A 10916-nucleotide genomic window follows, 5' to 3' on the forward strand; every position below is an offset into this window, starting at 1 on the left:
ATGCGCGATCCCGTCATCGTTTCCACCGCCCGCACGCCGATCGGCAAGGCCTATCGCGGGGCGTTCAACAACCTCGAAGGGCCGGCGCTGGCCGCCCATGCGGTGCGCGCCGCCGTCGCCCGCGCCGGTGTCGAGGGGGCGGAGGTCGAGGAGGCGGTCTTCGGCTCAGCGCTCACGCAGGGCTCCACCGGTATCAACGTGGCGCGCCACATCGCGCTGGCCTCGGGGCTGGGCGACAGCGTGGCGGGCGTCACCCTGGACCGGCAATGCGCCTCGGGCCTCAACGCCATCGCCGTGGCCGCCCACATGATCCGCAACGAGGGTGTCGAGGTGGCGCTGGCGGGGGGCCTCGACAGCATCTCGCTGGTGCAGAATGAGCATTGGAACGGCTACCGCTACCGTTCGCCCGGGGTGGCCGAAAGCTACTACATGAGCATGATCGAAACCGCCGAGGTCGTGGCCGAGCGCCATGGCGTGAACCGCGCGGCCCAGGACGCGCTGGCGGTGCAGAGCCAGGCACGCACGGCGGCAGCCCAGGCGGCGGGACGCTTCGACGCGGAAATCGTGCCGGTGGAGGCGGTGAAGATCGTCACCGACCGCGCCACGGGCGAGACCCGCGAGGAAAAGGTGCGGCTGACGGCCGACGAATGCAACCGTCCCGGCACCACGCTGGACAGCCTTGCAGGGCTGAAGCCGGTGCTGGGCCCGGATCATTGCGTCACCGCCGGCAACGCCAGCCAGCTCTCCGACGGGGCCTCCGCCATGGTGCTGATGTCGGCGGAGGAGGCCGCGCGGCGCAACCTGACCCCACTGGGCGCCTTCCGGGGCTTTGCCGTGGCGGGCTGTGCGCCGGAGGAGATGGGCATCGGCCCGGTCCTGGCCATTCCCCGCCTGCTGGAACGCACCGGCCTGGGGATCGAGGACATCGACCTGTGGGAGATCAACGAGGCCTTTGCCGCGCAGCTTCTTTACTGCCGCGACCGGCTGGGCATCCCGAACGAGCGGCTGAACGTCAATGGCGGCGCGATTTCCATCGGGCACCCCTACGGCATGTCGGGCGCGCGCATGGCCGGGCACATCCTGCTGGAAGGGCGCCACCGGGGCGCGCGCTACGGCGTCGTGTCGATGTGCGTGGGCGGCGGGCAGGGGGCCGCGGGGCTGTTCGAGATCTTCTGACCCCGCAGTCCGGCGCGCAGCAAAAAAAGCGGACGGCAGCCGATTGTCGGCACCTCACGCGTCCGACCCGCCGTTCGGGTCTTCTTAGGCAATGCCCTTCAACAGGTCGCGAAGCCAGATGTTTGGCGGGTCGCGCCTGTTGTGTGGGTGCCACGCGATCTGGGTCGGGAAGGTGCCGAGGTCCAGCGGGACCGCCACGTTCCGGAGACCGTAAGGCTCCGCGACCATCTTCGCGACACGTGCGGGTACCGTGGCGATTCCGCCGATGCTGGCAACCGCTGTCGCCGCCGTCAGGAAATGCGAGACGACAACGGCGGTGTTGCGGCGCAGGCCCGCGTCGGCGGTCAGCTTGTGCAGACCGGTGCGCCATTTGCCTGGCGGCGCCACCACCACATGCGGCAGCCGTTCATAGCGTTCTCGGTCCAGGACAGCACCATCGGCCAGAGCATCGGCCGCGACGAGGCAACGGAAGCCGTCGGCGAAGAGTTCCGAAACCACCAGGTCCTCAGGAGGTGGAGAGAACCGTCCCAAGGCAAGGTCGAAGGTTTGCCCGGCGAGCGCGCGCGGATCCAGGTCGGGCCCGATCGGGGCGATCTCCAACCGGGCCTTGGGCGCGTGACGCGCGAAGGCCGCAGCCAGAGGCGCGGTCAGAACGACCTCCGCGTAGGGGCCCATCAACAGCCGGAAGCGCCGCGTGCTTTGGGCCGGATCGAAAGGCTCGGCGGCACGAAAGGCCTGTTCCAGCCGGTCCAGCCCTGCCGCGATGTCCGGCGCGATCTGCAACGCTTTCTCGGTGGGCTCGACGCCATATCTGGCGCGCAGGAAGAGGTCATCCCCCAGGGCAAGACGCAATCGCGCCAGGGCCGCGCTGACGGTGCTTTGCGACTGGCCCAGGCGCTGCGCCGCGGCGGTGACATTGCGCTCCTCCATCACAGCATGGAAGACCCGCAGAAGGGATATATCGGTGGTCATATGTCCAGATTATCGATTTCTGACATGGATCACATCAATTTCTCGTTTCTTTGGTCATGCCCCATATGGGGGTCGAAGCGTCGCGGAGGTGTTCCGCCGCGGCGTCTGGACAAAACCAAGGAGGCCCTGAAATGGCACGTATTCTGATCCTCTCCACCGCCGCCGATGTCCTGGGCGACACCGGGAACCCCACCGGCGTCTGGTATGAAGAGCTGGCAAGCCCCTATTACGCCTTCCTCGACGCGGGCCATGAGATCACCCTGGTGACCCTGGGCGGCAGGCCCATTCCCATCGATCCAAATTCAGATGTGACCGGGCCGGACGCGCCTGCCTCGGTCACCCGGTTCCGCGCCGATGCCGCGGCAACGGCACTGCTGGAGGCGCCGGGGCGCTTGGAAGACGAGGATGTCACCGCCTACGATGCGCTCTACATTCCCGGAGGTCACGGGGCGATGTTCGATCTGGCGGAAAGCGATCTGGCCGCCAAGGCCATCGGCACAGCCTGGGACAGCGGCAAGGTGGTCGCATCGGTCTGTCACGGCCCGGCGGCCTTCAAGAAGGTCGTGGATGCGAACGGCGATCCCATCGTGAAGGGCCGCAAGGTCACCGCCTTCACCAACAGCGAGGAAGAGGCCGTCGGCTTGACCGAAGCGGTGCCATTCCTGCTGGAAACGACCCTGCGCGAGCTTGGCGGCGACTTCGAGGGCGTGGACGACTGGCAGCCCCACGCCGTGGCCGATGGTCGTCTGGTCACGGGACAGAACCCGGCCTCTTCCGAGGCCGCGGCGCAAAAGGTTCTGGGGCTTCTGTAACTGCGCGTGGCGCCGCTCTGCGATGAGCGGCGCCTTGGCACGGGAACCGGCCGGTGCCCGTCGTTTGTCCGGGGACAATGGCGGGCGCCCCGCGTGCAGGAGGCCCGACCATCATCCCCTGTGCCGTAGCGCCTCCAGAACGGCGCGGAACGCAGGTGATGGCTGGCGGCGGTTCGGGTAGTAAAGGTGGAACGGGTCGAAGAACGGGCAGTAGTCGTCCAGAACCTGCACCAGTCGTCCGGCTTTCAGATGCGGCTCGGCAAGGTCCGCTGACATATAGGCGCAGCCGAAGCCGGCGAGGGCTGCGTCGAGCACCAGGAAAATGTTGTTGAACGCCAGCTGGCCGTCGACCTTCACCCGCAGGTCGTGTCCGCCTTCGCGGAACTCCCAGGGGAAGTTGCGCTTCGCCGTTTGCAGGTGGAAGTTTACACAGGGCAGTTCCGCCAGGTCGCGCGGGTGCTGCGGTTTCGGGTGCGCCTCGAACACCTGCGGCGCGGCGACGACGATGTAACGCAGGGGCTCCCCGATCCTCGCAGAAATCATGTCCTTGGCCAGATGTTCGCCCCGCCGCACGCCGGCGTCGAAGCCTTCGGCCACGATGTCGTTGAAGCCGTTGTCCTGCGTGATCTCCACCTTGATATCGGGGTTCGCGCGCAGCAGCGGTTGCAGCTTGGGCCAGAGCACTTGGGCGATACCCAGTTCGGAGGAGACGAGGCGCACCGTGCCGGCCGGGGTCTCGCGCAGCGTGCCGAGCTCATCAAGTTGCGCGTCGATCTGACCGATGTGGTGGCTGATCCCGTCCAGCAGGCGTTGCCCGGCCTCGGTCGTAGAGACGGCGCGGGTTGTGCGGGTCAGCAGGCGCAGGCCGAGCCTTTCCTCAAGCTGGCGGATCGTGTGGCTCAGCGCGGATTGTGACACGCCAAGGCGGGCGGCGGCGCGGGTGAAGTTGCTTTCCTGCGCCACGGCCATGAAGGCCCGAAGGTCGTTGAGGTTCTCGCGGGGCACGGGCTGCCTCTTGTGCTTTGTCGATGGATCGAATGCGATTACATCCAAATTTCGATCAATGGGCAAGAAGTGCAGGTGAGGGATGGCGAGTATTCTCGTGACGGGGTCACATGCCACACCGGCGATCCCGACTAGATGCTGAGGCGCATGGGGGCGTCCGTCAGAGATCCGCTGGACCGGGCGCATGTGACACAATGCCGGCTGGCCAACGACGCCTAAAAGACCGGAGGCTACTGGCACCATTTGCGCAGGCTGCGCCCCGATCCGAAGGCCGAGAACCCAGGCTTCCAAGACGCGATGCCAGCGCCCTGTTCAGATCATCTCGATCCGAACGGGATAGGTGCCCTTGTGCAGCAGGGGCGCCACGTCGCCCTCGATATGGCCCAGCCGGATCAGGTCGTCCCGGAAGATGTAATCATCATGGAACAGCGCAAGATTGCCCCAGCCGAGGAAGTAGCACAGATCGCCCGGCGTCTCGTCGTTGAATGCCTCGAAGCCGCCTTCGTCAAGGCGACGGGGCAGGTGCACGATCTTTTCATTGTTGGAGAAATCCTTGATCTCCAGCTCGACTGGCAGCAGCGAGATCAGGTCGCGCACCGTCGGGTTGTCCGCCAGCTGATAGACCACCTGCTGATCGTCAAAGCTGACCCGCATCCGCATTGACTGTGCGCGGGCCACGGCGGGCACCAGGAGGGTGGACGCCGCGCCGGCCAGGATGGCGCGGCGGGTCGGAAGGGTCGGGCGTGTCATCGGTCAGTTCTCCGTCTTGGGTTTCAGCAGGTTCTGGCCGCTGCCGGTGATCGCAAGCGCGACGAGGGCCAGCAGGACGCTGCCGGCAAAGGTGGCCCGGATCGAGATGAGGTCCAGCAGGAAGCCCCCGATCACGCCGCCCAGCAGGATCGAGGCCTGGATGACGGCCACCATCAGCCCGCCGGCCGCCTCTGGCAGGTCATCGACGTTGCGGGACATCCAGCTCATCCAGATCACCGACATGGCGGTGTTCATCGCGCCCCAGATCGCCAGCAGCAGGCCCGCCGCGATCACCGAGCCGCCCGCGATCAGCAGCGCCGCCGTGCAGCCGCCCATCACCAGCGCGGGCAGGCACAGAATCCGCTCGACCTGTCCGCCGACCATCCGGCCCGACAGCGACGAACCGACGAAGCCAGCCGCGCCAAGCACCAGCAGCAGCACCGACAGCAGGTCGACGCCCACGCCCGTGACCTGCTCAAGGAAGGGCCGCAGGTAGGTGAACATGGTGAAGGCCGAGCCCCAGGTGAAGGTGATCGCCACCAGCCCGTGCCGGAAATAGCGCCGTCGCAGCAGCGTGCCGAAGGTCGACAGGCTCTGCCGCGTCTCCACCGGCAGCGAGGGCAGGGCGGCCAGATGCCAGACAAGGTTCAGCGCCACCACCGGCGTCAGCGCCCAGAAAACCCCGCGCCAGCCGACGATGTCGCCAAGATAGCTGCCCAGCGGTGCGGCAAAGGCCGCCGCGATGGCCTGTCCGCCATACATCAGGCCAAGCGCGCGGGGTACGTCGGCCTCGGGCACCAGCCGCATGAGGATCGAGGTCGCCAGCGACCAGAACCCGCCGACACAGACCCCCAGAAGCGCCCGCCCTGCCATTAGCACGGCGAAGGACGGCGCCATCGCCACCACGACGAGCGAGATCAGCATCAGCCCGGTCAGCACAACCAGTACCGTCTTGCGGTTGATCCGGCCCGCGATGGTGGTGATCGCAAGGCTTGTGGCCACCGCGAACAACCCGCTGATCGAGATCGCCTGGCCCGTCTGCCCTGTCGTCGCGCCAAGGCCCTCTGCCATCGGCGTCAGCAGGCTGACCGGCATGAACTCGGACGCGATCAGCATCGCGACGCAAAGCGACATCGACAGGACCGCGCCCCAGGCGCCGCGCGGTGCACTGTCGGTCGGCTCCATGGGGGTATCCGTCAAGGTCTGCTCCGTCTGTCTGTTTCTCGCCTGTTCTATCCGGTGAGCACACGCGTGATTATGCGTGAATCTGGCATGCAGTGATGCGTGATATGGATCAGAGAGCCGTCTCGGCTCCCGTTTCATTCATGAGGAGGCCTCATCACGACATGCGGATTTATGGTCTTAATCGCGGAGTTCCGACGCCCCACCTTTTGTGCAGCAACAGCCATTACAGGGATCCCCCATGACCGAGACTCTGCATACCACCGCCGAAACCGTCGCCCCCGATGAAGGCCGCCGTAACCTGCTGAAGATGGCGGGCGTCAGTGCCGCTGCCGTCGCCGCGGCCTCCTTCGGCAACCCGCTGCGCGCGCAAAGCAGCGAGTGGGACAAGACCTTCCCGCAAAGCGACGCGGTCGAACACTCCAAGGTCGAGTTCACCAACCGCTACGGCATCACGCTGGTCGGCGATCTTTACATCCCTGTCGAACGCCCCGAAGGCCCGATGCCCGCGCTGGCCGTGGCCGGTCCCTTTGGCGCGGTCAAGGAGCAGGCCGCCGGCCTTTACGCACAGATCATGGCCGAGCGTGGCTTCGTCACCGTGGCCTTCGATCCGTCCTACGTCGGGGAAAGCGGCGGCCAGCCGCGCTCTGTCGCGTCGCCCGACATCAACACCGAAGACTTCATGGCCGCGATCGATTTCCTCGGCCTGCATGACGCAGTGGATCGGGAACGGATCGGTATCATCGGCATCTGCGGCTTTGGCGGCATGGCGCTGAACGCAGTGGCCGCGGACAAGCGGGTGAAAGCCGTCGCGACGACCTCGATGTATGACATGTCCCGCGTGATGGCGAAGGGCTATTACGACAGCCTCACCGACGAGCAGCGCGCCGAAGGCCTTGAGGCGATGAGCCGTCAACGCTGGGAAGATGCGGCCTCGGACAGCCCCGCGCTGGCGGGCGGTCTGCCCGACAGCCTCGACGGGATCGACGATCCGGTGATCCGGATGTACCACGCCTATTACAAGGACCCCGAGCGCGGTTATCACCCCCGATCGGTGAACTCGAATGACGGCTGGACCGTGACCAACCCGCTGTCCTTCATGAACATGCCGCTGCTGACCTACATCGACGAGATCTCTCCGCGTCCGATGCTGGTGATCGCAGGCTCCGAGGCGCATTCGCGCTACTTCTCCGAAGACGCGGTGGCTGCTGCTGCCGAGCCGAAGGAGCTGATGATCATCGAGGGTGCCGATCACGTCGACCTCTACGACCAGGTCGACATCATCCCCTTCGACAAGCTCGAGGCGTTCTTCACTCAGAACCTCGCCTGAGAGCGTTGCAATTGTTGGAAGAGGGGCGCAGCTGACTGCGCCCCTTTTTTCCTGCGCATCTGTCGGCAGGAAGCACCGGCTGAAAGCGGATGCGCAGGCAGTCTCACCACGGCGTCACGCCATCCGGTTCCACGAACCGCCCGCTGTCCTCGCCCCCAAGCGCGTATTGCATCGGCAGCCGCGCACCTTCCTCGGGTGTCATCTCGCCAAAGCCGGTCAGGTCGGTCTTCACGAAACCGGGGCTGACGGAGTTCACCTTGATGCCCAGATCCTTCAGCTCTTCGTGCAGCTGTACCGTCAGCATGTTCAGCGCGGCCTTCGAGGCGTTGTAGCCGATGAACTGCTGCGAATAGTAGGTGGAGCTCGGATCACCGTTCAGCGTCAGCGAGGCGAGCGAGGTCGAGACGTTGACGATCCGACCCTCGGGCGCCGCCTTCAGCAGGGGCAGCATGGCCTGTGTCACGGCCAGGGTGCCGATGAAGTTGACCTCCATCACCCGCCGCACGGCCTCCACCGAGGCCTGACTGGGCACGGCGTCGCCGAAGTCGAAGATGCCTGCGTTGTTCACCAGCACGTCGAGCCGTCCGTGGTCTGCCTGCAGCTTCGCGGCAGCGGTGTCACGGGTTTCGGGCGCGTCCAGATCCAGCGCCACGGTGGTCGCCGTCAGGCCGTCCTGCGCCAGCGTCGCCACGGCCTCCGCCCCGCGGGTGGCGTCGCGCGATCCGATGACCACGTGCAGGCCCGCCTCGGCCAGTTGCCGCGCGATCTGGAACCCGATGCCCTTGTTGCCGCCGGTGATGAGCGCGATGCGTTGCTGTGTCATGTGCTTTTCCTTTCGGTCTGATGCCTTCAAGATATGAAGGAACATTGAGCTTTTGGATTCGCATATGACCCGAGGCCCCAAGCCCGCCCTCAAGGCCCGCAAGACACCGGTGCAAAGCCGGTCCCGCGTGACCGTCGACGCGATTTTCGAGGCGACCATTCAGGTTTTGCTGCGCGAGGGGATGCGCGCGCTGACCACCACGCGCGTGGCCGAGCGGGCAGGGGTGTCCGTGGGTACGATGTATCAGTATTTTCCCAACAAGCAGGCCCTGGTTTATGCGCTGAACGAACGCTACCTCGACGCGTTGGCGGGCCGGATCGAGGCAACATGCGCCGAGATGCGGGGCGCGCCGCTTGCCGAGATGGCGGAGGCGCTGATCGACACGTACTGGACGGCCAAGACGGAACGCGCGGAGGTGACGCGCGCGCTCTACCGCTCGGTGGTGGAGCTCGACAATGACGCGTTGCTGCAGGATTTCGCCACTCGCGCCGATGCCGCCACCACGGCGATGTTCGCCAGCGCGCCTGACATGGCGGACCGGGACGCGCCGACGCTGAACCTGACGCTGGCCGCGGTGATCTACGGCACGGTGCGCAATGCCTTCGAGCGAGGTCTTTCTGACAAGGATGCGCGGAGGTTGCGTCGTAACCTCGCGGATATGTGCCAGGCGTATCTGGCCGTTAAGGCAGAGCACCACACAGGGGCTATTGCATGGAGCACATCCTGATGCGGCAAGCCGAGCTCGGCTGCCGGGTGCAGGGCGGCGGCACGTCCGAACCGCACCCCGAAGCGGACGCGGTGGCCGATGCACTGGCGCAGCTGCCCGAGGGCGTGAGTGGCAGTCGCATGGCGCTGGTTATTGCGGATCTCTGCCGCGCCGGGGAAACCTTGGGCTGGGGCTCGGAATTCGCCCCGCAGGTCCAGCCCATCGACTGGAAGCAGACGAAGCACGGGCGCTTTGCCGTCACCGAGACCTGCGGCAAGGCGCGCTACACCAGCCGCGGCAAGGTGCGGGAGGTGGACCTGCGCTGCTGCCCGATCACGATCGAGAACCACCCCCGCGACCAGGCGCGCGCCCGGCGGGACTACCTGCTATGGTGGGCGGCATTGAAAGAGCTGCGCGACACCTTCCGGATCTACGGCGGGCTGACCGCGCACCAGGTCACCGAGGCGCTTCCGCCGATGAAGCCCTGGGAGGCAAAGAGGGCCAGGCGGGCGGCCTGAGACGAGCCTGACACCAATTGGAGCCGAGAAAGGGCCGGTGCGGAAGCCTCGGCCTTTTCTCTTCGCAGGTCGGACCGAAGAGGCTTCCAGGTCGATGCCGGCCTCCAGGCCTCGTGAAGCCAACAGGGTCTCCGGCCCTTTTCAGGGTTCTTTCGGAGGTCGCCCCACGCGAAGTGCATTGCTTCTGCGCTCAAGCCAAGATCATCACCCGTTGATCGCCTCGAATGCGGCTGCATGGCGACCTTCGGCCTCGGCATTGCGCTGGAAGGCTACGCGGCTCACGAGGATCTCGTCTGGAATATCTTTACGCGACAGGATGTCCATGACTTCGGCCGTGAAGTCTTCCAAGGGCATGGCCGCGGTCTGTTGCGACTGGCCGGGGGTCAGTTCGGTTGCAACAAGCGGCGGGGCGATCTCATGCACGGCCACCGAGGTATTGCGCAGCTGATGCCTGAGCGACTGGGTCCAGGAATGGATGGCGGCTTTCGTGGCAGAGTAGACCGGGTTGGCAGCCTTCGGAACGAAGGCCAGTCCCGACGATACCGTGATCAGCGCCGCTGTGGGTCGGGTCTGTAGATGCGGCAGAAATGCTGCGGCCAGGTGAACTGGCGCCGTCAGGTTTGTCGCGATCGTGCGTGCGGCCACGTCAAGATCGACGGGGTCGGCCGTGTAGTCCTCGCTCTCCATGATGCCGGCGTTGAGAATGACCGTGTCGAGCTCGGGATGTTCGGCCACGACCATTGGCGGGAAAGCGGCGAGCGCGTCGCGATCCGTCACGTCAAGGACGTAGCCGGCCATGCCTGGGTTCTCGTCCAGCACGGCCTGAAGGCTGTCCGGTTTGCGGCCAGTGATGATGATGCGATTGCCCTTGGCCTGAAGGTCCCGGGCAAGGGCCTGACCAATACCGGAATTGCCACCGGTGATCAGGATCGTGCTCTGTGTCAGAGCCATTTCGTCTTGTCCTTCTGAAAAACTGGCCCTTACTTGTCTGTCACGCTGCCAGCTGGAAAGTAGGCACCCAAAAGAGAGTATGAAGCCGATGACAGACCGTTCGTTGCGGCAGGAGCTGCAGGATATTGGCGCCACCGACCCCGCCGTGGACCGTCTCGTCGAAGAGGTCATCGGCAGGGTCGCCGACAAATGGACGATGCTGTTGATTGAAATCCTCACGGAGCGGGAATGCTGCCGTTTCGGCGAGCTTTCCCGGGCCTGCACGGGGATCAGCCAGAAGATGCTGACGCAGACGCTGCGCGCAATGGAGCGCGACGGATTCGTGACCCGAACAGTCTATCCGGTCGTGCCTCCGAAGGTGGAATATCGGCTGACTGACCTTGGCCTTGGTCTGAGTAAGGCATTCTGCGGCGTCTGGCTTTGGGCAGAAGCGAACTTTGAAAAAGTGGAATGCGCGCGGCGTGATTACGCGGCGAGGAACGCTGACGAAGGCTGATCCGATCGGGGCTCGTACGAGGCGCACGGCAACGCGATGACCAACCACGACGCCAAGCGACCTTGACGCTTCGGCCCTAGGGTCAGGACCCATTGTTTTCCGCAGGTTGGCGTGATTCACGGCTCGAAAAACGAGCGGTGACATGTCTGATCTTTTCTGGCTGACCGACGCGCAGATGGCGCGTCTTGAGCCCTA

12 protein-coding genes are annotated in these 10916 nt (G+C 65.5%); 6 read left to right on the forward strand and 6 right to left on the reverse strand.

Features of this window, described 5'->3' with window-relative positions; all coding sequences use genetic code 11:
* Complete coding sequence (locus tag LC066_RS15660; protein ID WP_224900876.1) at positions 1-1176, forward strand: acetyl-CoA C-acyltransferase; 1176 nt, start codon at positions 1-3, stop codon at positions 1174-1176.
* An 84-nt stretch (positions 1177-1260) separates the two neighbouring features.
* Here the strand turns inward: LC066_RS15660 and LC066_RS15665 are convergent, their stop codons facing one another.
* Positions 1261-2148, reverse strand: a complete 888-nt coding sequence (locus LC066_RS15665) for a LysR family transcriptional regulator (RefSeq protein ID WP_224900879.1) — start codon at positions 2146-2148, stop codon at positions 1261-1263.
* Between the two features lie 131 nt (positions 2149-2279).
* On the opposite strand from LC066_RS15665, the gene LC066_RS15670 reads away from it, so the two are divergent.
* A complete protein-coding gene (locus LC066_RS15670; RefSeq protein WP_224900882.1) occupies positions 2280-2960 on the forward strand; it encodes a type 1 glutamine amidotransferase domain-containing protein in 681 nt (226 codons plus the stop codon).
* A gap of 111 nt (positions 2961-3071) precedes the next feature.
* Here LC066_RS15670 and LC066_RS15675 read toward each other — a convergent pair whose 3' ends face one another.
* The 3 genes from LC066_RS15675 to LC066_RS15685 form a co-directional block, all read right to left on the reverse strand.
* Positions 3072-3965, reverse strand: coding sequence for a LysR family transcriptional regulator (locus LC066_RS15675; RefSeq protein ID WP_224900885.1), 894 nt, complete (start codon positions 3963-3965; stop codon positions 3072-3074).
* Positions 3966-4277: 312 nt separating this feature from the next.
* Positions 4278-4715, reverse strand: coding sequence for a cyclophilin-like fold protein (locus tag LC066_RS15680; RefSeq protein ID WP_224900888.1), 438 nt, complete (start codon positions 4713-4715; stop codon positions 4278-4280).
* 3 nt (positions 4716-4718) lie between these two features.
* On the reverse strand, positions 4719-5915 hold the full coding sequence (locus LC066_RS15685; protein WP_224900891.1) for an MFS transporter: 1197 nt from the start codon (positions 5913-5915) through the stop codon (positions 4719-4721).
* Positions 5916-6138: 223 nt separating this feature from the next.
* Here LC066_RS15685 and LC066_RS15690 point away from each other — a divergent pair, with 223 nt between their 5' ends.
* Complete coding sequence (locus LC066_RS15690; protein ID WP_224900895.1) at positions 6139-7227, forward strand: alpha/beta hydrolase; 1089 nt, start codon at positions 6139-6141, stop codon at positions 7225-7227.
* Between the two features lie 103 nt (positions 7228-7330).
* On the opposite strand, the gene LC066_RS15695 is transcribed toward LC066_RS15690, so the two are convergent.
* Positions 7331-8050, reverse strand: coding sequence for an SDR family oxidoreductase (locus tag LC066_RS15695; RefSeq protein ID WP_224900898.1), 720 nt, complete (start codon positions 8048-8050; stop codon positions 7331-7333).
* A gap of 127 nt (positions 8051-8177) precedes the next feature.
* Between LC066_RS15695 and LC066_RS15700 the strand changes: the two genes are divergently transcribed.
* Both LC066_RS15700 and LC066_RS15705 read left to right on the forward strand, forming a co-directional pair.
* Positions 8178-8777: a TetR/AcrR family transcriptional regulator gene (locus tag LC066_RS15700; protein WP_224900901.1), complete on the forward strand. Its 600-nt coding sequence runs from the start codon at positions 8178-8180 to the stop codon at positions 8775-8777.
* On the forward strand, positions 8777-9274 hold the full coding sequence (locus LC066_RS15705) for a hypothetical protein (protein ID WP_224900904.1): 498 nt from the start codon (positions 8777-8779) through the stop codon (positions 9272-9274). Before LC066_RS15700 ends, LC066_RS15705 begins: the two co-directional genes overlap by 1 nt.
* A 204-nt stretch (positions 9275-9478) precedes the next feature.
* Here LC066_RS15705 and LC066_RS15710 read toward each other — a convergent pair whose 3' ends face one another.
* Positions 9479-10225 (reverse strand): SDR family oxidoreductase, encoded by a 747-nt coding sequence (locus LC066_RS15710; protein ID WP_224900907.1) that lies wholly within the window; start codon positions 10223-10225, stop codon positions 9479-9481.
* 79 nt (positions 10226-10304) lie between these two features.
* Here LC066_RS15710 and LC066_RS15715 point away from each other — a divergent pair, with 79 nt between their 5' ends.
* Entirely contained in the window at positions 10305-10721 is a 417-nt protein-coding gene (locus LC066_RS15715) for a winged helix-turn-helix transcriptional regulator (RefSeq protein WP_224900908.1), read from the forward strand.
* Positions 10722-10916 lie beyond the last annotated feature (195 nt).

Origin of the sequence: Pseudooceanicola marinus, assembly GCF_020177265.1 — a bacterium.
Classification (GTDB): Bacteria; Pseudomonadota; Alphaproteobacteria; order Rhodobacterales; family Rhodobacteraceae; genus Pseudooceanicola; species Pseudooceanicola marinus_A.